Annotated in this window: 17 protein-coding genes and 1 pseudogene; 12 read left to right on the plus strand and 6 right to left on the minus strand. The window is 67.9% G+C overall.

The features are described from left to right. Positions 1 to 216: 216 nt before the first annotated feature. From IEW58_RS00075 to IEW58_RS00085, 3 genes are read left to right on the plus strand one after another with little or no spacing between them, the layout of a single operon-like run. Positions 217 to 1722, plus strand: a complete 1506-nt coding sequence (locus tag IEW58_RS00075) for an ATPase domain-containing protein (RefSeq protein WP_188643262.1) — start codon at positions 217 to 219, stop codon at positions 1720 to 1722. Then, a complete protein-coding gene (locus IEW58_RS00080) occupies positions 1712 to 4309 on the plus strand; it encodes an ATP-binding protein (protein WP_188643263.1) in 2598 nt (865 codons plus the stop codon). The genes IEW58_RS00075 and IEW58_RS00080 overlap by 11 nt, the downstream gene beginning before the upstream one ends. 43 nt (positions 4310 to 4352) lie before the next feature. Beyond that, positions 4353 to 4706 (plus strand): response regulator, encoded by a 354-nt coding sequence (locus IEW58_RS00085; protein ID WP_188643264.1) that lies wholly within the window; start codon positions 4353 to 4355, stop codon positions 4704 to 4706. A 29-nt stretch (positions 4707 to 4735) separates the two neighbouring features. Here the strand turns inward: IEW58_RS00085 and IEW58_RS00090 are convergent, their stop codons facing one another. Beyond that, complete coding sequence (locus tag IEW58_RS00090) at positions 4736 to 5398, minus strand: DUF2285 domain-containing protein (RefSeq protein WP_188643265.1); 663 nt, start codon at positions 5396 to 5398, stop codon at positions 4736 to 4738. Continuing rightward, positions 5385 to 5606 (minus strand): annotated as a pseudogene (locus IEW58_RS14055) (transcriptional regulator domain-containing protein); the annotation flags it as partial. The gene IEW58_RS00090 and the pseudogene IEW58_RS14055, both read right to left, overlap by 14 nt. 65 nt (positions 5607 to 5671) lie before the next feature. Here IEW58_RS14055 and IEW58_RS00095 point away from each other — a divergent pair. The 7 genes from IEW58_RS00095 (at position 5672) to IEW58_RS00125 (ending at position 11314) form a co-directional block, all read left to right on the plus strand. Further along, positions 5672 to 6424: a LuxR family transcriptional regulator gene (locus IEW58_RS00095; RefSeq protein WP_229658342.1), complete on the plus strand. Its 753-nt coding sequence runs from the start codon at positions 5672 to 5674 to the stop codon at positions 6422 to 6424. Positions 6425 to 6504: 80 nt separating this feature from the next. Further along, on the plus strand, positions 6505 to 7122 hold the full coding sequence (locus tag IEW58_RS00100; protein WP_188643266.1) for an acyl-homoserine-lactone synthase: 618 nt from the start codon (positions 6505 to 6507) through the stop codon (positions 7120 to 7122). A 16-nt stretch (positions 7123 to 7138) separates the two neighbouring features. Further along, the gene (locus IEW58_RS00105; protein WP_188643267.1) at positions 7139 to 8038 is read left to right on the plus strand and encodes a phytanoyl-CoA dioxygenase family protein; all 900 of its coding nucleotides are present in this window, start codon (positions 7139 to 7141) and stop codon (positions 8036 to 8038) included. Further along, positions 8035 to 8637 (plus strand): GntR family transcriptional regulator, encoded by a 603-nt coding sequence (locus tag IEW58_RS00110; protein WP_188643268.1) that lies wholly within the window; start codon positions 8035 to 8037, stop codon positions 8635 to 8637. Before IEW58_RS00105 ends, IEW58_RS00110 begins: the two co-directional genes overlap by 4 nt. A gap of 118 nt (positions 8638 to 8755) precedes the next feature. After that, the gene (locus tag IEW58_RS00115; protein WP_188643269.1) at positions 8756 to 8875 is read left to right on the plus strand and encodes a benenodin family lasso peptide; all 120 of its coding nucleotides are present in this window, start codon (positions 8756 to 8758) and stop codon (positions 8873 to 8875) included. A gap of 88 nt (positions 8876 to 8963) precedes the next feature. Continuing rightward, positions 8964 to 9578 (plus strand): lasso peptide biosynthesis B2 protein, encoded by a 615-nt coding sequence (locus IEW58_RS00120; RefSeq protein ID WP_188643270.1) that lies wholly within the window; start codon positions 8964 to 8966, stop codon positions 9576 to 9578. Next, positions 9575 to 11314: an asparagine synthase-related protein gene (locus IEW58_RS00125; protein WP_188643271.1), complete on the plus strand. Its 1740-nt coding sequence runs from the start codon at positions 9575 to 9577 to the stop codon at positions 11312 to 11314. The genes IEW58_RS00120 and IEW58_RS00125 overlap by 4 nt, the downstream gene beginning before the upstream one ends. On the opposite strand, the gene IEW58_RS00130 is transcribed toward IEW58_RS00125, so the two are convergent. From IEW58_RS00130 to IEW58_RS00145, 4 genes are all read right to left on the minus strand, one after another. Continuing rightward, complete coding sequence (locus IEW58_RS00130; RefSeq protein WP_188643272.1) at positions 11311 to 13434, minus strand: Atxe2 family lasso peptide isopeptidase; 2124 nt, start codon at positions 13432 to 13434, stop codon at positions 11311 to 11313. The genes IEW58_RS00125 and IEW58_RS00130 overlap by 4 nt on opposite strands. Then, positions 13428 to 15998 carry a TonB-dependent receptor domain-containing protein gene (locus IEW58_RS00135; RefSeq protein ID WP_188643273.1) on the minus strand — a complete coding sequence of 857 codons (2571 nt, stop codon included), beginning with the start codon at positions 15996 to 15998 and terminating at the stop codon, positions 13428 to 13430. Before IEW58_RS00135 ends, IEW58_RS00130 begins: the two co-directional genes overlap by 7 nt. A gap of 95 nt (positions 15999 to 16093) precedes the next feature. Further along, positions 16094 to 17041 carry a FecR family protein gene (locus tag IEW58_RS00140; protein WP_268237087.1) on the minus strand — a complete coding sequence of 316 codons (948 nt, stop codon included), beginning with the start codon at positions 17039 to 17041 and terminating at the stop codon, positions 16094 to 16096. After that, a complete protein-coding gene (locus tag IEW58_RS00145) occupies positions 17041 to 17625 on the minus strand; it encodes an RNA polymerase sigma factor (protein WP_188643274.1) in 585 nt (194 codons plus the stop codon). The genes IEW58_RS00140 and IEW58_RS00145 overlap by 1 nt, the downstream gene beginning before the upstream one ends. Positions 17626 to 18252: 627 nt before the next feature. Here IEW58_RS00145 and IEW58_RS00150 point away from each other — a divergent pair. Next, positions 18253 to 18984, plus strand: a complete 732-nt coding sequence (locus IEW58_RS00150) for a Crp/Fnr family transcriptional regulator (protein WP_188643275.1) — start codon at positions 18253 to 18255, stop codon at positions 18982 to 18984. Positions 18985 to 19273: 289 nt separating this feature from the next. Continuing rightward, positions 19274 to 20515, plus strand: coding sequence for a hypothetical protein (locus IEW58_RS00155; protein ID WP_188643276.1), 1242 nt, complete (start codon positions 19274 to 19276; stop codon positions 20513 to 20515). Positions 20516 to 20602: the final 87 nt, after the last annotated feature.

Here is a 20602-nt window from a genome sequence, read left to right on the forward strand (position 1 = left end):
GGTGAGCGCGGCCCCGCAGGTGGGACGCGAGGCACAGCAAGGGCGTAGCGAACAGGTCAGGACAGATGCTCCCGCTTGGCGCAGCGCGATCCCGGCGGGGGCTGCTCGGCGCGGCTACGCTTAGCCGATACAATCGCTCCGTTCTGTCGGGTAAGAAACACAACGGTTCCCCGCCCTTGCCTATAGCGCACCCTTTGCCAGCCAAGGGATGCCTCGATGGAATTTTCGTACCTTCCCACCGCCCTCATTCCGACGGGGGTGCCGGGACTCGATCCGATCCTGGATGGGGGGTACGCTGAAAACCGTGTGCACCTGGTCGAGGGCCAGCCCGGCTCGGGCAAGACCAGCATGGCGCTCCAGTTCCTGATGGACGGGGCCCGGCAAGGCGAGCTCGGGCTCTACGTCACGCTGTCGGAGACCAAGGCCGAGCTCTGCGCGGTGGCCGCCAGCCACGGCTGGACGTTCGAGGGCATCGAGATCTTCGAAATGGTCCCGCCCGAGCTCTCGCTCGATCCCAATGCCCAGCAGACGGTGTTCTACTCGTCCGAGGTGGAACTCGGCGAGACGGTGCGGATGGTCATGGCCGAGGTCGAAAGGGTCAAGCCCAAGCGGCTGGTGTTCGACAGCCTGTCCGAAATCCGCCTGCTCTCGCAAGGGTCGCTGCGCTACCGCCGCCAGGTCCTCGCGCTCAAGCACTTCTTCCTTAAGATGGGCTGCACGGTGCTGATGCTCGACGACCTGACGAGCGAGCAGGACGACCTCAACCTCCACAGCATCAGCCACGGGGTGCTGCGCCTCGAGCAGCTCGCGGCGCTCTACGGCGCCGAACGACGGCGCATCCGCTGCATCAAGATGCGCGGGGTCAAGTTCCGCGGCGGCTACCATGACTTCACGATCGAGCGCGGCGGCCTGCGTGTCTATCCGCGGCTGGTCGCCGCCGAGCACCATGTCGATTTCGCCGCGGACGTGATCGGTAGCGGGGTGGCGGCGCTCGACGCGCTCGTCGGCGGCGGGCTCGACCGCGGCACCAGCACGCTGATCATCGGCCCTTCGGGTTCGGGCAAGTCGTCGCTTTCGCTGCAGTTCGTCTATGCCGCGCTCCAGCGCGGCGAGCCTGCGCTGGTCCTCGTCTTCGACGAAGTGCGCAGCGTGTTCCTGAGGCGGGCGCAAGGCATGGGCTTCGAACTCCAGCCGTTCCTCGACCAAGGCCTGCTGCACTTGCGGCAGATCGATCCCGCCGAACTGACGCCGGGGGAGCTGACCGCTTGCGTGCGCGATTCCGTCGAGGGACACGGCGTGCGCGTCGTCGTGCTCGACAGCCTCAGCGGCTATCTCAACGCCATGCCCGAAGAGCATTTCATGATGCTCCAGATGCACGAGATGCTTTCGTACCTGAACCAGCAGGGCATCGTGACGATTCTCGTCCTCGCCCAGCACGGCATGGTCGGGCACATGGCGAGTCCGGTCGACCTGACCTACCTCAGCGATTCCGTCATCATGCTGCGGTTCTTCGAATCCGGCGGCAAGCTGCGCCGTGCGCTGTCCGTCCTGAAGAAGCGCACGGGCCATCACGAGGAGACCATTCGCGAGTACCGGATCAGTTCGCACGGGGTCGCAGTCGGCGAGGCGCTGACCGAGTTCCAGGGGGTTCTGACCGGCGTTCCCACTTATCTCGGCGCGGAATCCGACCTTCTTGAAGAGGCGGCGGGGCGTGAGGGGTGAGACGCGAGTCCTGATTTGGGCTCCGGTCGGGCGCGACGGCCCGGTCATCGAACGGCTTCTCGCCGGCGCGGGAATCGCATGCCTGCCGTGCGGCGGGGTGGCGGAGCTCCTGTCGCGGCTGGACGGTGCGGCCGGGGCCGTCATTGCCCAGGAGGGGCTCGGCGGCGCGGACCTCCTGGCGATCGATGCCTGGGTCAAGGCGCAGCCGAGCTGGTCGGATTTCCCGTTCGTGCTCTTGGCGCACCGCGGCGGGGCGATTGACCGGCAGGTCGTCGACCTGCTCGGCAACGCGACCGTGCTCGAACGGCCGATCAGCCAGACCGCACTTATCTCCGCAGTGCGCTCGGCGTGCCGCGCGCGCACCCGCCAGTTCGAGGCGGGCGAGCAGGTCGCCGAGCAGCTGCGCATGCGCGAGGCGCTGGCCGAGGAAACCCGCACGCTCGGGATCCTCAACGCGCTCGGGGCGCAGCTCAACGCCGAGCTCGACCTCGAACGCGTGGTGCAGGCGGTCACCGATGCGGGCGTCGCGCTGACCGGCGCCGAGTTCGGCGCGTTCTTCTACAACCTCGTCGACGAGAAGGGCGAATCCTACACGCTCTATACCCTGTCGGGGGTGCCGCGCAGCAAGTTCGAGGGCTTTCCGATGCCCCGCAACACCGAGGTGTTCGCGCCGACCTTCTCGGGCGAAGGGGTCGTGCGCTCGGGGGACATCACCAAGGATCCGCGCTACGGGCGCAACGTGCCGCGCTCGGGCATGCCCGAAGGCCACTTGCCGGTCCGCAGCTATCTCGCCGTGCCGGTGATGTCGCGCAGCGGCGAGGACCTGGGCGGGCTGTTCTTCGGCCACTCGAAAACCGATGTCTTCGGCGAGCCCGCCGAGCGGATCATGCTCGGCGTCGCGGGCCAAGCCGCCGTCGCGATCGACAACGTCCGCCTGTTCGTCGCCGAGCAGCGCGAGCTCGAAGAGCGCCGGCGTGCCGAAGCCGAGCTGCAACGACAGCGCGACGAATTCCTGACGCTGGCCGACAATATCTCCTCGCTGTGCTGGCTCGCCTACGGGGACGGCACGATCTTCTGGTACAACCTGCGCTGGCACGAATTCACCGGCGGGAGCGCGGAGCGCGCGCGCGAGTGGGAATCGGCGCATGATCCGGAGATCCTGCTCGAGGTTCGCCGACGCTGGCAGCACTCGCTCGAGACGGGCGAACGCTTCGAAATGCGCTTTCCGCTCCGGCGCCATGACGGCGAGTGGCGCGAGTTTCTCTGCCGCATCGTGCCGATCCGCGACGAGGCGGGGCAGATCTATCGCTGGTGCGGGACGCATGCCGACATCACCGAGCAACGCGCCGTCGAAGCCGCGCTCGAAATCCGCGTCGCGGAGCGCACGGTCGAACTGCAGCGCGCGCTGACGCGGCTCGAGGAGGAAGCGGCCGAGCGCGAGCGGGTCGAGGATGCGCTCAGGCAATCGCAGAAGCTCGAGGCGATCGGCCAGCTGACGGGCGGCGTCGCGCACGACTTCAACAACCTGCTCACCGTGATCCTGTCGGGCGTCGACGCGCTGCGCCGGCCAGAGCTGAGCGAGGCACGCCGGCAGCGCTACATCAACGCGATCGCCGAGACGGCGGAGCGCGCGGCGAAGCTGACGTCGCAGCTGCTGGCATTCGCGCGGCGGCAACCGCTGCACGAGACCGTGTTCGACGCGGCCGACAACGTGAGCCGCATCGTCGAGATGCTGACCACCGTGGTCGGGGCCAGGGTCGCGCTCAGGACCGAGCTCAAGCTTTCGCCGGCGCCGGTCAAGGCCGACCTCGTCCAGTTCGAGACCGCGCTCGTCAACATGGCGGTCAATGCCCGCGACGCGATGAACGGCGAGGGTTCGATCGTCCTCACGGTCGAGGAGAGCGCCGAGATCCCGGCCATGCGGGCGCATCCGGCGGTGCCGGGCCGGTTCATCGCCGTCAGCATCGCCGACAGCGGCACCGGGCTCGCGCCCGACCAGGTCGACCGCATATTCGAGCCGTTCTACACCACCAAGGAAGTCGGCAAGGGTACCGGGCTGGGGCTGAGCCAGGTCTATGGCTTCGCCCGGCAGTCGGGCGGCAACGTGCGCGTCGAAAGCAAGCCCGGGCAAGGCGCGACCTTCACCATGTACTTGCCTCGGGCGTCCGACGAGGCGGTCCCGGCGGCGCCCGACGCGCGGGCCGAGGCGCCCGGCGGGACCGGGAGCGGCCGCATCCTCGTCGTTGAGGACAACGAAAATGTCGGCGAGCATGCCGCGCAGCTGCTGAACGACCTCGGCTACGAGACGGTGCTCGTCCCCGATGCCCAGCACGCGCTCGACATCCTCGAGAACGGACACGAGCCGTTCGACCTCGTCCTCACCGACGTGGTGATGCCGGGCGGGATCAGCGGGCTGGACCTGGCGAAACGGCTGGCGCGGAGTCACCGCGCGCTGCCGGTGGTGCTGACGAGCGGATACAGCGACGTGCTGGTCGACGAAGGTACCAGCGAGGTCGAGCTGCTGCGCAAGCCCTACTCGATGGACACACTCGCGTCGCTGGTGCGGCGCGTGATCAAGGCGAACTGACGGCGGCCGGCCGCCCGAAAACGACGAAGGTTGGAAAGGCTCGATGAGCGAATTCGAAGGCAAGCGCATCCTGGTGCTCGAGGACGAGCCGCTTATCGCGATGATCCTCGAAGACGTGCTCCAGGACCTCGGCTGCGCGGTCGTCGGGCCCGTCTACGACGTCGCCGAGGCCGAGGCGCTCGCTCGCGACGCTCCGATCGATGCCGCGATCCTCGACATCCATGTCGGCGACCACACCAGCCATTCGGTGGCCGAACGGTTCGCGGAAAGGGGCGTGCCATTCGTGGTCGCGAGCGGATCCGACGAGGCCGGCGAGCTGCCCGGAGCGGCCGGCCTGCTCGGCAAGCCGTTCAATCCGGCGATGGTGAAGCTCGCGTTGGAGCGCCTGTTCCCGTGAGGGTACGCCCGGGCTCACGACGCGGCCGCTCAGCGGCCTCGCCGCAGGAGCTGGCGATAGCCGCCGCGTGCCGTGACCCTCGCCTCGTGCACGAGCCGGCGCACGCGCGAGCGGAGCGAATCCGACCGCTCGCTCCAGTCGCGGTGGACATGATCCTCGCCGAACAGCGCCGTACCGATCTCGCGCTGGCTCGCCCCGTCGGCGAGCGCGTCGTGGACGCGCAGGACGGTGAGCAGGCGCTCCATGCGCCGCTCGCGCGGGAACAGCGCTCGGGCGAAGCGGCGGTGGCGGCAGAGGTCGAGCAGGCGGCGCAGCGGCAGGATGCGGCGCTCGGCGGAGACGGTGCCATGGAGGCGGTAGTGCAGCAGCACGGCCTCGGCGCCCGCCAGCCGGCCGGCCTCGACGTCGAGGCGGATATGCCGCCAGCCGTCCGAGAGCACGGCATGTTCGCCGCCCGACGGGTCGGTGGCGATCGCCAGCCACGGCGCGAGCTCGGCAAGCCGGATGGCGTCGGGATCCGCCGGGTGCGCCGGGTGCGCCGCGACGACGAGCGTGCCGGGATCGAGGTCGGCGTGCCAGATGATCCGCGCCTCGGGAGCGATGCGGTCGGGCGCCTCGGCGAAAGTGGAGCCCCCAGCACAGCGGATCGGCGCCGCGCGTGGCGGTGCTCGCGCGGACATACCAGGCGACATAGCCGGGGTCGCGGCGCAGCCATTCCCACATCAGCCCGGCACGATCGATATCGCGCAGCCGAGCGTAGCGCGCGTCGTCGCGCCAGTCGCTCACGGCCGCGGCGCCGCAGGATCTGGCGGGACGCCCGGCCGGAATCGCGGGTGATGAAAGGTTTTTGTCGGAGGCTTGCGGCGGCGGCCTGAGAACCCGCCGGCCCGGCCATAGCATAAGGGAAGGCCGATCGCGGGATTGCCGGCGGCTTGAGACGCCGCCCGCGGTCGAGGCGATGTCCGATGGACATGCATCGGATGGCGATGCAGTTCGCGCGCATCGTCGAAGGGGCCGACAGTGCCGACGATCTGATGGCGGCGATGACCGGCGTCACCGCCGACCTCGGCTTCCAGTATTTCGCGCTTACCCATCACGTCGACGTCCTCGCCGCCGGGGACAGCGCGATCCGCATCCATAACTATCCGGCGCGCTGGGCGGACTATTACGACGCCCAGGCGCTCGGCGTGTCCGACCCGGTGCACCGCGCGAGCCACGTGACGAGCATCGGCTTCTGCTGGTCGAGGATGCCGCAGATGATCCCGCTGACCGCCGCCGACCGCCGCATCCTGGCGATGGGCCGCGACGAAGGCATCGGCGACGGCTTCACGGTGCCGGCGCACGTGCCGGGCGAGGCGCGCGGGTCCTGCTCGTTCGCCAACGAGGCCGGCCGGCCGATGCCCGAGACCATGCTGCCGCTCGCGCAGCTCGCGGGCGCGTTCGCCTTCGAAGGCGCGCGGCGCCTGTGGTCGACCCGCGGGCACCTCCAATCGCCGCCCGCGCCGGTGCTGACCGATCGCCAGCGCGACTGCCTGCTGTGGGCCGCGCGCGGCAAGGGGGATTGGGAAATCGGCCGCATCCTCGGCGTCAGCGAGGAAACGGTCGCGCGCCATATCAAGCAGGCCTGCGAACGGTACGACGTGAACAAGCGGACATTGCTGGCGATCCGGGCACTGTTCGACGGAACGCTCACTTTCACCGACATCTTCCGCCGCTGATATGACCCTTTCGGGGAATAGCGGGGCATGGCCCCGCTCGGAGACCTTTGGCCGGCAACGGTCCGGAAAGGCCTTCGAGAATGCTCCATACCTTCAGCGCGGGAGCGCGGCCGGCATCCGATGCCGTGCTGCGCGGCATGTTTGCGGCACGCAAGTCGGTGTTCGTCGACCTCCTCAAGTGGAACGTGCCGGTCATCGACGACGCCTATGAAGTCGACCAATTCGACGACGCGCACGCCAGCTACCTGGTCCTTGCCGACCCCGACGGGCGGCACCTGGGGTCGGCGCGGTTGCTGCCGACCGCGCGCCCGCACATCCTCGGCAGCTTCTATGCCGACCTGTGCGCGGACGGGCCGCCCTGCGGGCCGGCAATCCACGAGATCACCCGCTTCTGCCTTGACCGGCGGCTGCATGCCCGCGAGCGGCGGCAAGTGCGCGACACGCTGGTGACTGCGCTCGTCGAGCACGCGCTGGCCGCCGGGATCAAGTCCTACAGCGCGATCGCCGAGATGGGCTGGTTCCAGCAGATCCTGGCGTTCGGCTGGCGCTGTACGCCGCTCGGGCTTCCCAAGGCCATCGACGGCGCCATGCTCGCGGCGCTGCGCATCGACATCGACCGCGACACGCCCGCCCTGCTTGCCGCGGCCGGCATCGTCCCGGCGGCGAGCCTGCGTGCGCATGGCCGAGTCGCCGCCTGAAGCGAGGAGGAACGTGATGGACACCAGGACTGCTCAGGCTGCGGCGCGCGACACCGGCGATGCGGTCGACCACTGGACGGCGCAGCTTCTCGAGCAAGGCTATTGCGTCGTTCCCGATGCCTTGCCGCGCGGCGCGATCGCGGCGCTCGACGATGACCTTGCCGCCGATTTCGCGCGAACGCCGTTCGGCCAGGGCGGCTTCTACGGCACGACGACCAAGCGCTTCGGCCGTCTGCTGGTCCGCTCCGCGCGCGCCGCCACGCTGGTGCAGCATCCGCTGGTCCTCGGCATCGCGCAAAAGGTGCTGGCGCCGTGGTGCGAGCGCATCCAGCTCAACGTGACGCAGGCGATCGCCATCGACCCCGGCGCACCCGCCCAGCTGCCGCACCGCGACCAGGACATGTGGCGGGGGCCCATCGGCGAGACCGAATATCTCGTCAACGTCATCTGGCCGCTGAGCCCGTTCACCGCCGACAACGGCGCGACGCGCGTATGGCCCGGCAGCCATGGCCGCCAAGCGCTCGCGTCCGAGCCTGCGGGCGAGCCGGTGGCGGCCGAGATGGAGCCCGGCTCGGCGCTGGTCTTCCTGGGTTCGACGCTCCACGGCGCCGGCGCCAACCGCACGAACGAGGTCCGGCGCGGCGTGGTCGTCGGCTATTCGCTCGGCTGGCTCAAGCCTTACGAGAACCAGTGGCTCGCCTATCCGCCCGAAGTCGCGCGCCGATTCCCGCCCGAGCTCGCGGCGCTCGCCGGCTACTGCCAGCACCGGCCGAACCTCGGCAACTACGAGGGCCAGTGCCCCTCGGTGCTGTTCACGCACGGCGCGGACGAGCCTCTGGGAGCGATCGATGCGCTGAGGCCCGACCAGCAGGCCCTGGTCGAGGCGTACGTGCGGGACGAACAGGTGGTGCCATGAATTCGGGGGCGACCGCCGAGCGCGTCTACGACGCGCTCAAGCAGCGCCTGATGAATCACGAATTCCATCCGGGCGACCGGCTGGACCCGGCGATGCTCGCCGACCCGCTTGCGGCGAGCGTGACGCCGGTGCGCGATGCGCTTCACCGGCTCACCGGCGAAGGCCTGGTCGAGACCCGCACGAGCGGCGGCTTCCATGTGCCCCAGCTCGACGAGCCGGCGCTCAAGGATCTCTATGGCTGGTCGGGAGAACTGGTCGCCCTGGCGCTGCGCGGCTGGCCGACGGAGGGATCGGCAGGCAAGCCGACCCCGGTGGAGGGTACGGTCGCTGAGCGGGCCGCCGCCGTCTTCCTCGCGGTCGGCCACCGCTCGCGCAACGGCGAGCACGCCCGCGCGATCGACCGCCTCAATGCGCGGCTCCACGCCGTCCGCATGGTCGAGCCGCATGTGCTCGAAGCGGTGGATGGGGAGCTGGCCGAGCTGGCGGAGGCCACGAACCGGAGCGAGCGCAAGCTGCTCGGCCGCCTCAGCGTCGCCTATCACCGCCGCCGCGACCGTGCCGCCGCCGCGATCGTACGGGCGGTCTATCGGGCCGGCTAACCCGGCTGGAAGCCGGCGAAAACAATCGCCGTATAGAATCCGTATAAAGTTCGGATAGCGAGCACCGCCACCTACTCTCCCAAGGCTGCATCGACGCAGCAAATGTAGGAGAGTGGTTATGAAGTGCGAAAAGAAGGTCATCGAACTCGGCACCGCCAGCACCGCGACCAAGGGTGCTTTCGGGCCTGGCGTCGACATCCGGCTCCAGCTGGCGTCGCCCGGCCTTGCCGACGATTGACGCCAAGGACGCGCGCGGCCCGTCCAGGTCGCGCGCGCTCCGGCGCGGCTCCATGTCCTCGCTGCGACCCGGCCTTTCCTATTGCGACGTGGGTGAACGTCTCGTTTTCCTCGACGTCGCCGCCGACTGCTATTTCTGCCTCGATGCCGAAGCCGAGGCGGAGTTCCGACGGCTCGATCGCTGTCCCGGATCGGGTGCTCCGAGCGCATCATTGCAAGACACGGGATTGTTTGCCTGTTCGGCGCACGCAGCACCGCCGGCGCCCTGCAAACAGCCCGTGCCCGCGTCCCGCAGCCTGTTGGACACGCCGTTCCCGTTGGCCGGGCCGGCGGCGACAATAGCCGCGATCGCGCGGCTTCACGAGGCGAAGCTTCGCTTCAGGCTGCAGGGCCTGGCAGGAGCCTTGGCCTCGCTTCGGAAAGCAAAGCTCCGCAGCCCGGCGCGGTCCGGCAGCCGGGACGATCTCGCCGGTGCGATGGCGAGTTTCGTGCGCGCCGAGCGGATCGTCACCGTGGCGGATGCGTGTCTCAGCCACTCCTATGCCGTCGCCCGGCAATTGCTCGCGCAGGGCCTCGACGCGAGCCTGGTGCTCGGCGTGCGGCTCGGACCGTTCGCGGCGCATTGCTGGGTGCAGCATGACGATTGGGTCATCAACGACCGGCTCGACACGGTCAGGACCTTCAAGCCCATCCTGGTGGTATGATGCGCGAGCACTTCGTCGCCATCGTTCCGCTGGCGGGCCGGCCGTTGCCCGCGATCGATCCTTCGCGACCTTGCCCGGACAATCTTCTGCCCAAATTCGAGGGCGACCATTTTCGCATACATGGCACCAGCGGCCTGCGCGCGGTCGTCTCGCCGGCCGGGGCGATCCTGGGCCTCCTGTTCGATCGAGGCCAGCGCCGTCCGGCTGATCGCCTTTCCGATGCCGACTGGGCGGGTATCGCTGCGTCGCGCGGGCGCATTTTGACCGAACGTTATTGGGGGAGCTACGTCGCGATTGTCGGTGTTGGCGACGATGTAGCGATCGTCCGCGCGCCGTTCGGCGACCTTGCCTGCTATTACCACCAAGGTGCGGATGCACTTTACATTGCGTCCGACCTGTCCCTGCTCCTCGAGGCCGCCCGCAGCTCGCGGAGGATTTCAGCCGACCATGTATCTCGCCAGATTGCCTGGCCCGACCACCGCTTCCGTGAAACCTGCCTCGCGGACATCAAGGAATTGCGCGGCGGCGAGCGCCTGACGGTCTCCGAGGGAGACATCCGGGTCGAGAGCATCTGGACGCCCTGGCCGTTCATCGACCCCGGTCGCCAGCTCGAGGACGGGATCGAAGCCGGCCGCCGCTTGCGGGACGCCGTGGGCCTCGCAGTCGCGGCGCGATCGGCCGCATGCCGGCGGCCCCTGCTCTTGCTGTCCGGCGGGCTCGATTCGAGCGTCACGGCCGCTTGCCTCAGGGCGGCAGGAGCGGACTTCTCTTGCCTCAATCTCCGGGCGGATGACCCTCTAAGCGATGAAACGCGCTATGCGCGCTGTGTTGCGGACACGGTCGGGGCTGACCTCAGCGTCGAGCGACTGGCGGCGGATTATGTCGACGTGCGCCGTTCGGGCGCTGCGCATCTGCCCTATCCGGTCCATCGCTGCTTCACCCAGGCGCAGGACGCCATTGCGCAGCAGGTCGCCACCCGGCTCCGCGCCGACGCGGTTTTCGACGGCGGCGGCGGGGATAATGTCTTTTTCGCGTCGCGGTCGGTGTCGATGCTGGCCGATTGCCTGCTGACCGCCGGGTTCGACCGGCGCTTCAGGTCTGCGGCGGAAGCGCTCGGCGATCTCGCGCAGGTCGGGATGCCGCGCCTGGTCGCCAAGGCCATGCATCGCGCGTGGTGGCGGACACGGACGCCGCGGCACGCAGCAGCCGACCAATTCCTCAGCCCCGACCTCAGGCGCGAGCTTGGTCGAACCACCGCTCACGAGTGGCTTCAACCGCCCCCGTCTGCACTGCCCGGGCGGGCAGCCCATGTAGGCCTGCTCGTCCCGGCCCAGAGCATGGTCGAAGCGGTCAACGCCGGCGCACCGTACGAGGCCGTGTCGCCGCTTGCGTCCCAGCCGGTCATCGAAGCCTGCCTTCGCATCCCGAGCTGGCTCTGGCTTGCGCGAGGCCGTGACCGGGCAGCCGCGCGCGCCGCCTTTCAGGAGCGGCTCCCCGCCGCCATCGTCGACCGCCGCTCAAAGGGCACGCCCACGACATTCGTGGCGCAGATCCTCGAACGAAACCGCATAACCATTCGGGACATGCTGCTCGGCGGCTGGCTGGCCGGACAGGGCTTGATCGACACGGCCGCCCTTTCACGCCTGTTCAACGACGATACCCCGGCGCACGACTTGAGCTTCGTATCGCTGATGACGCTCGTTGACGCGGAAGCCTGGGCGCGCGCCCAGGGCTAACGCTCGGGCGTCGCGTCTGCGCTCGGGTGGGCGGCGCGGAACGATTGCCACCGGGCATATTGCGCCGCCTTTGCCGGATCGGGATCTACCCGGTGCTGGAGCCAGAATGAGAACCAGTCGAGGTTGCGCTCGTAGACGGCCTGGCGGTGGACCGGTTGGACCTTCGTATGAAACTCGTCGGGATAGACATACATTTCGACGGGCTTGCCCTGCTCGCGCAGGGCCGCGTAGGCCTCGAGAGCGAGCCTGTATTCGGTGTCGGCGAGCTGCATCAGGAGCGGCGTGTCGATCCGGGCTGCATTTTGGGCGAGCGACATATCTCGCCAGAATGCGCGGCCGTCGGCCGTGCCCGGGGGATAGCCCATCCGGCGAAGCTGGTCGGCCCATCCGATCCCGCCAAATGCCATCGTCGTCAGCGGCTCCAGGCAGCACGTGCTTATCGCCGCTGCCGCGAAGGCATCTGAATTGATCAAGGCGAAGGCAACGGTCGCCGCGCCATCGCTCAGCCCCGAGATGCCCACCCGCTGCGGATCGATCGTGCCGGTTTCGATCGCTTTCGATACGCCGCCCAGCACCGAGGACAGCAGGCTCTTGCGCTCCGCCCAGCCGCGTTGGTTGGCTGCATTGATCGCCTCCCAATCTTTCAGGCTCGGATCGGCGGCGGCAGCGAATGTCGGGCGCTGGATGCTCAGGACCGCGAAGCCGCGCTGCGCGAGGAGGAAGATCGGATATTCGTCACCCGTCCCCCCGCGCAGGAAGCCGAGGCTGTAATATTGAACGACGACCAGCGGCAGCCGATCTCCCGCCTTATGGTCCGGAGGCAGGACAAGGTCGCCCCAGCTCTCGAGCCCGATGGCATTTTTCCACCGCAACCGCCTCACGGACCCGAGCCGAATGCCGTCGAAGTCCGGATTGGGGTTGAACAACGTCGCGATGGCGCCGGTCCGTGTGTCGATCGACACCAGGCGGCGCGGCTGGGTGCTCGTCTCGTGCGTGCAGATCAGCGAAGCGCCCGCCTGGACGCAGCCGTGCAGCACATCGCCGGTACGCATGACGGGAACGGCAGCCGAGGCGCCGACGGACCAACGATAAAGACCCAGCATCTCGTTGTTCCAGCCCTCTCGGCGTAGGAACAGGACCGAGCCTCCTTGCCACCAGATCGAGACGATGCCCCCTGAACAGCTCTCTTGGGCGCAGGCGACGGTTCGACCTCGCGGGTCCGTGGCGGTCAGGACGGCGGGCGCGAGCGGGGATGGCTGGCGCCGTTCGACCCACGCCCTGCGGCCATCCGGGCCGATTGCCGCGGCGTCCACCGGATATCCGGGAAGGCCCGGGACTTGCAGGCGTTCGCGGTCTTCGCCTTCTGCCGGAGCGATGCGACCTGAGGACAGGTCGACGGTAAAGACGTCGATCGCGTGTGCAGCCGCAATGGCCGGCCGCGGCGAGATATCGGCAATGACCCGCTCGTCGTAGAGCCAGCCTAGCTTGCCCTCCTCGTCGATCGATTGCCTTTGGGCGGCGATCCCGCGCCAAATGGCATAGATCAGCCGCCGCCCGTCGGCGCTCCAGGCCGCAGCCATGACATCATGCCCGTCCATCGATACGGGACGGGCCTCGCCGCCTTCGGCATCGACGACCCAGGCCCGCGTAACGCCGCCGTCGCGCCGCCGATAGGCGATGCGTCGGCCGTCGGCGGACCAGACCGGCGTGATCACCTCCGGAGCGCCGCTGGCCAGGTAGTAGCCTCGAACCGGATCGTCGACCAGGATCGGGTCGCCACCGCGATCGAGGATTCGTGGAGGCCCCGGCGCCCGTGCCGAACTGACGACCAGGGCTCGACAGTAGCTGTTCGAAGCGAGGTCCGCCCTCGTGAGCAAATACGCGACGCGTGCCCCGTCAGGCGAGACCGCGAGCGGACTGGGACCGGTGAACGTCGGCGAACTGAGCGTGCCGATCTCGCGAAGCTCGATCAAGTCCTTGGCGGCGAGCGACTTCGCCGGCTGGGGAGCATCCGTTCCGGCAGCGACAAGGCTCTCGCAAGCCGCGACGGCCGGGCTGCCGAGCGTCGCGGCGCAGGCAAAGGCCGCGAGCGCGATGGCGAGGTGTACAAACCTTACCATTTCTTGCGAACCTCGATCGCAAGCAGTCGCCCGATAGGCGAGTAGTTCGTTGAATCGTACGGTGTCTGGTAGGGAGCACCGACGCTGATCGGATCCGGCTTATCGTTAAGGAGGTTCTGCACCGACAGCGCGAATTCCGTACCCTCCAGCGGGCTGCCCGTCCCTTCGACCCGATAGCGCGCCGTCAGGTCGAGCATCGTCATCCCGTCGATGCCACGGGCTGGCGAGAAGCGCGTGTCCCGCACGCCGCCGATATAGCTCAGCGCGGCGGTCAAGGTGAGCGGGCCGCCCGACCAGCTTGCGGAGCCCTGTCCGCGCCAGTGCGGCGGATTGAAGATCGTGCCCGCCAGCGGTTCCACGGGCTGGCCGGCCGCGAGTTGCTGCTCGCTTTTGAGGTAAGCGACATTGGCCGAAAAGGTCAGCTGCTGGCCCGGGCCGATCGACGTGGCATAGCTTGCAAGAACGTCGATGCCGTGCGCGGTCTGGCGTCCCGCATTGACATAGGCATTGTCGACGACCGCTATGATGTTGGCAGGGTCGTAGGAAACGCCCGTGTAGTTGATGAAGGAACCCGTGCTGGCGAGCGCAGCCGCCTGCTCGGCAGAGTTCGGGTTTAGGATGACCTGGTCGCGGTAGGACGGATTACTGAGCGACTGCGACAGCAGCGTGATCGGCGAGACGATACGGTCGCGATAGGCGATATGGAAATAGCCGACCGCGAACGCGAGGCCGGGTGCCGCGCGGGGTTGCAGGTCGACGGTCGCCGACCAGGTCGTGGCCCGCTCCGGTTCGAGAGCCGGATTGCCGCCGACCAGCAGGATTGCGCCGGAGGTCGGGCTTGAACCGGACGCCCCGAGAAGCGCCGAAGGGTAGAGGACGGCGGTGCGGGGCTGGTACTGCTGGAACAGGGTCGGCGCGCGAAACGATTGCCCCCAGCTGCCTTTCATGGAGACGTCGGGCGTGATGGCCCACGCGGCGCCCACCTTGGGCGTGACCACGCCGCCGATGCCAGGGTAGCGTTCGTACCGAACAGCGACGTCGAGATCGAAGCGATGAACGAAGCGAAGGCCCTGTTCGGACCCGACGAGCGGCAGGCTTACCTCCCCGTAGGCAAAATAGCTGTCTTGCCGGGACACCGAGTTGATGGCGGCGCCGAGCGCGGCCGAGAAGCGGTCGAACCCGATTTCGCGGTATCCGGCACCGATCGCGACTTTGGACATGCCGCCGGGGAGTTCGACGACATGGCCGCTCCCCGAGACCTCGACGGACCTGGCGGTATTTCGATAGTAGTTCCACCCTGCGTCGCTGCAGTCGGCGCCGGCGCACTGGACCTGATGGAAGTCCACCCGCTCCATTCCGTAGGTGCCCGTGAGGGCCAGGCGCCAGTTCGCCGGGAGGCTGAGTTCCAGCGACGGGGCAAGTCCGTAGGATTTGTCGATTGAATGAAAGGTCGCCCGACCCGCGTTCAGGTCGCCGCTGGGCAGGGTCGGCATGACCGAATCGCTCCAGCGGATGTTGTAGAGGCCGTCGATGCTGAGGGAGAGATCGCCGGCGAGGTCTTTCCGCCCGCTGGCGACGACGCTGTGGTGCCGCAGCGCCGGGAAGAGGTCGAGCCCCGGCGACCGGGAGCTGGCATAGGAGCGGTCGTGGGCGCGGATCGCGCTGTTGCTGCCATATTCATAAGCCGCCCAGACCCCGCCGCTCGACCAGGTGGCGCCGGCGAGCGCGTCGTAGCGCTGCTGGAAACCGCCGCCGTCGGTCGAGGTCGCGAGGCGTACGCCCGTCTCCAGTCCCGAATAGCGCTTGCGAAGGATGATGTTGGCGACCCCGGCAACCGCGTCCGACCCGTAAATGGCCGAAGCGCCGTCCGGTACGACTTCGACCCGCTCGATTGCGGCAAGCGGGATCGCCGACACGTCGACGCTCTGGAGCGCGGCAGTGTAGGCCAGCCGGTGTCCGTTGAGCAGGGTCAAGGTGGCGTCGCTTCCGAGGCCGCGCAGGTTGAGCGACGAGCCGCCGCCGACATCGCCTCCGCTCGCCGTAGGGACATTCGCGCCGATTCCCGGGTTCTGGCCGCCACCAAAGCTCTGCGGAATCCTGCGCGCGACTTCACCGAGGTCGGAGAGGCCCTGGGCGCGAATATCGTCCTCGCCGATTGCGATGACCGGAGACGCGACAGGCGCCCCGCGAATGCGCGTACCGGTCACGAGGATCTCCGCCTCCGCGGTCGCTGAGGACACGTCAGCGGCGGCGGCGAGAATAGGGCGGATGACGAACGCGCCGTCGACGAGCGTGAAGGAAAGCCCGGTGCCCGCAAGCAGCCGTGCGACGGCCTGGTCGGGCGCGAGCTGCCCGACGACTGGCGCGCTTCGCTTGCCCTCGAGGGTCTCGCTCGGCGCTATGACCTCGCGGCCGGAGGCGACGGCGAATGCCTTGAGCGCGCCCGCAAGATCCTGCGCCGGAATATCGTAGGTCCGAACGTCCTCGCTCTGCGCGGCGGCCATCTCCGGCATCGCGGTCATCAACAGCGCGGCTACGGCCGCGCCTGCCCAATTCGGCCTCATCAAATTCGCCTCCCCTTGCGTCACCGGGTGGTGCGTGTCGGAGTGGCTTGACGATGCGCCGCGAGCGGTGGCCCCCTGCCGGGGCAAATAATTTCCTATCGGGTAAGGACGACCTCGCCGCCCCGGTCGTCGACCTTGAGCTCAAGGGCCGCTGCAAGCTTGCGCGCGAGCGCGCGCGTATCGCGAAGATCGAGCACCGCCGTGACTTTCAGGGTGCCGATTCCGTCCGACCCAAGCCGGATGGGCGGTCCGCCGAGGCGGTTTGCCGTCGCGACGATCTTCTCGAGCGGCGTGTTGTCGAACGAGAGCCGCCCGGCAGGCCAGAGGCGATCCTCACGCGAGACCGAGGTCATGTCTACGCTGGCGCCCTCGACCTGAACGGCGGCTCCGTTGGCGAGCGGCACAGCCGGGCGGTCGCTTCCGTCCGGTGAGACATGCACGTCGCCCTGCAGGGCCACGACGGTCATTCGATCCCCATTCAAGGCCACGTCGAATTCGCTGCCGTTGGCGGTCACGCGCCCGCCGTCGGAAGAGACGGTGAAGGGACGGTCCGGCTCGTCGGTCACCTTGAACCGGGCGCGACCCGAGCGGATGCGCACCTCGCGCGAGGCGGGCTTTATGGCGACGTCCAGGTTCGTGTCGGCATCGAGCGTGATCGTGGAGCCGTCGGAGAGCCGGTACAGGCGAATGGCCGGCCCCGGATTGGCCACCGCCGCATACGTCGCCGCTTCCCGCCCGGTGACCAGCAGCAGCAGCCCGGTTGCGGCGGTCGCGACCAGCGCGATCGCTCCGAACGCCGGCGCCAGGCGACGCGGGCCAACGGCTTGCCGTCGCGGTCGACGCTCGGGTGCGGGCAGCCGCTGCGACAAGGTGGCGAAGCGCTCCAACGCGTCATAGGCCTTGGCGTGCGCCGGGTCGGCGCCGAGCCAGGCTTCGAACTCGGCGCGCAGCTCAGGCGCGTGCGGCTCGAGCATTTCTGCTCGCCAGAGGGCCGCCTCATGCTCGATCCGCCGGGCGCGAAGACCGCGAAACCAAGCTGCCATCAAAGCGGGCCCACGTCGCGGCGGAGCTGGAAAAGGGCCTTGGCCATCTGCTTCTTCACGCCCTTGACGCTCATCCCGACTTCGTCTGCGATCTCTGCATAGGTAAGCCCCTCGACCCGATGCAAAAGGAATATCTCGCGCGTACGGCGGTTCAAGCGCGCGACCGCCTGTTCGAGGCGAGCGAGCGCGTCCCGGTCGTCCAGGAGGCGATGGGGGTCGACCTGGCCATGGACCTGTTCGTCATAGGAGACGTGGCAGGAAGATGATCGCCGGGCAGCGAGCCTGGCGCGGTCCTTGACGAGGTTGGCTGCGATCCGCGTGAGGAAAGCGCCCGGGCTCTCGATGCGATGGCAAGCGGCCGGTTCGATGCGCGCCATGCGCACAAAGGTCTCCTGGACGAGGTCCGGGGCATCGGTGGTGCCGGCACGGCGGGAGAAGAAGCGCAGCAGCCGGCCGGAATGGGCATGGTAAAGGGCCTCCAGCCCGTTTTCCCGCACCGGCGCCCGGTTCTCGGGCGGCAGCGGATCGCCATCGTCCAGGCGCGGCTCGGGCAGGCCCTCGAATTCGGCGGCCGTCAGTCGCATTGCGCGCTTCCGGGCTGTGCACCCCCGGCCACTTGCCAACCGCACTGATCCGCACTTGGGTCCATCCGCCAGCGCTCCGCTTGCGAGGCGGGCCGGCGAGAGCCGGACGTTGAGAACATGCTTGAGACATGCGCCGACGCCTTTGGCCGCGAGCGGCTTGGACATGCGCGTCGGCCATCCGGCCGCACGAAGCGGGGTCAGGGCCCTCAAGCGAGGTTCTCATGCCTCGACGCCACTCTGGTGGCGCAGGACCAGACTAAATCGACATGGCCGATAATCAAGCCGGTCTGGCGGAATGCCGTCACCAAGCCTTGGCATGGAGAATATTGCGGATCGCCATACTAATAGACAAATATATGCACAATCTCTGAAACTGTGAAATAGAACATCAGTTCCAAATATAACAATCCATTCAGGCTGTGAAGCACAGCTTTCTATTTCATGAACAGACCTGAATAAGATCGCCCGCTTGTTGTCATTGGGAACCTCGATCGTTCCGCAACCGTTAGACGGATTAGACATTGGTTCAACTTTGTTAGTCGGTTGCGATGACTGGTTTGCGGATGATCTTTCGGCGCTTGGAGGAAAGCGTGCCTCGTCCGCTGCGATCGCAGCCCAGGAGGCAACATGATGGACGCAATCCTTTCGGGGAACGCGCTGCTCGCCGAACTCGAGCCGTCCACGCGGGCGCGGTTCCTTCCCCATTTCCAGCGCGCCGAATTGCGGCGCGGCGATGTGCTGCACAGCGACGGGCAACCGACAGAGTGGGTCTACTTCCCGCTGACCGGACTGGTCGCCATCCTGACCCAGACGATTGCGGGCGAGAGTGTCCAGACCGGCATGGTCGGCTGCAACGGAGGCGTCGGCGTGCTGGAGGCCTTCGGCAGCGGGCGCTTTCGCTCGCGCGGAGAGGTCCAAATTCCCGGTACGGCGGTGCGTCTCGGTGTCGCGCGCTATCGCGAGATGCTGCATTCGTCGCCCGGACTCGAGCGTGCGGTCGAGCGGCATCTCGAGATGCTGGTGACCGAGGCGCGTCAACTGATGGCCTGCAATGCCCTGCATCCGATCGAGGGCCGGCTGAGCCGCTCGATCCTCGATGCCCTGGACCGGAGCTGCCTGGACAAGGTTCTGCCGCTCACCCAGGAAGCGCTTGCCCAGATGCTGGGGGCGCAGCGCACGACGGTCTCAAGTTGCCTGGCCCGGCTGCAGCGCGAGGGATTGATCCGCAGCAGCCGCGGAGCGATCGAGGTCCTTGATGTGCCGCGACTGGAGCGGATCGCGTGCGATTGCCGCGAGAGCCTGGCGATCGCCAAGGCGGATATCTGGACCCCCGAAGAGCAGCAGTCCGCGTCCGCATGACGGCGAGCGTGCGAGCCTTGTGTTTGATGCCAGACAGATGTTTTCGTGCATCACGTCTAAGATAGCGCGGCCGCGCACGGTGCCGGCGGTCGGATACTGCTGGAGTTCGGCTGTTGCGCTTGATGGGCTTTCTCGGCTGCCTGATGAAAGGCCATATCTGGGTCCAAAGCCGTCGCAAGAGCGGCTACATGACATGCACCCGTTGCCGCCTGAGGCGGGCCCGGGCAGGTACCGGCTGACCGCCGCATGCCCTTGCCGCAAGAACGACTCAGTGGATCGAGTGCTGAACATGGCCCGAGAGTTTAGCCGCGAAGAATTCTACGCGCTCGTCTGGTCCAAGCCGATGACGCACCTCGCCAAGGAGTTCGCCATCTCCGACGTCGCGCTGCACAAGATCTGCCGCAAGCACGACATCCCCAATCCGCCGCTCGGTTGGTGGGCGAAGAAGGCCGCAGGCAAGCCTGTGACGCAGATACCGCTGCCGACATCGAAGAATAGCGCCGGCGGCAAAGTCACGATCGCTGCGGGGCAGCTGGGAACGGAGCCGGAATTGATCGCCGCGGCGCGGGAGAACGCGCGCATCCTTGCGTCCTCGATCGACGCCGGCGCCGACACGCCGCCGAACCCTATCGTCGAGCGCACTGCGGCCAAGCTTCGCAAGGCGAAGCCTAACTCCGTGACCGGCCTCGTCTCGGTCGAGGGCGCAGGCCTCATCAAGGCGACCATCGCCCCAGCCTCCGTCGATCGCTTCGAACTGGCGCTGGGTCGCATCGTGGCGGCGGCGGACGCGCTCGGGATCAAGCTCGTGCGCGGCGACAAGGGAGCCGCCTTCGAATGCGACGACGAGACGATGGGTTTCTCGGTGACCGAAGGCACGCGGCGTGAAAAGCACGTGCCGACGGAGAAGGAGCTGGCCGAGCAGGAAGCGGCGCGTCGCAGGCGTGCCCGTCGCTGGAACAGTCCTGGCAGTTGGGATGACGATGACTTCAGCCTGTCGTTCCTCCGCGGGCCCGAATGGGATTACCATCCCACCGGCAAGCTCTCGTTCGAGCTCGAGAACTGCTACCTGCTCGGCGGAGGGCCGCGACGGTCGTTTCGCGACGCCAAGGTCCAGCGGCTGGAGACGATGGCAAGCGACATCGCCGTCGGCATGGCGGTGCTCGCCGCCGCCAAGAAGGCCGACAGCCTTCGCCGCGCTGAAGAAGCACGCCAGCGCGAGGAGGCACGCCGTCGGCGCGAGCTGGCGTTGCGTGCCCAACATGTCGAGAATCGCCGCGCCAAGGCGCTCGACAAGATCCTCGAAGACGTCGGCGCGCTGGAGCGCCTGCGCTCGTTGGTGACGGCGCTACGGACAGAGTTGGCATCCCAACCTCATGACGCGAGGGTGGAGGCGTTCCTTGCCTTTGCCGAGCGGCGCCTCGCCGACCGCGAGACCGCGCTGTCCGCGTCAGGGTTAGCCAATCGGTTTGCCGAAAAGCGACTGTTCGGCGAGGACGACGACCATGATTTCCGGCTGCCGCACTACTATTGACGCGGCCTGCTGAGCCTGCGCACGATGTCTGCTTCGCGCCCTCAATCCGGTCGGTGCGGGAGCATTCGACGAGCTCAAAAGCGGACG

This window comes from Tsuneonella deserti (assembly GCF_014644315.1).
In the GTDB taxonomy this organism is placed as follows: domain Bacteria; phylum Pseudomonadota; class Alphaproteobacteria; order Sphingomonadales; family Sphingomonadaceae; genus Tsuneonella; species Tsuneonella deserti.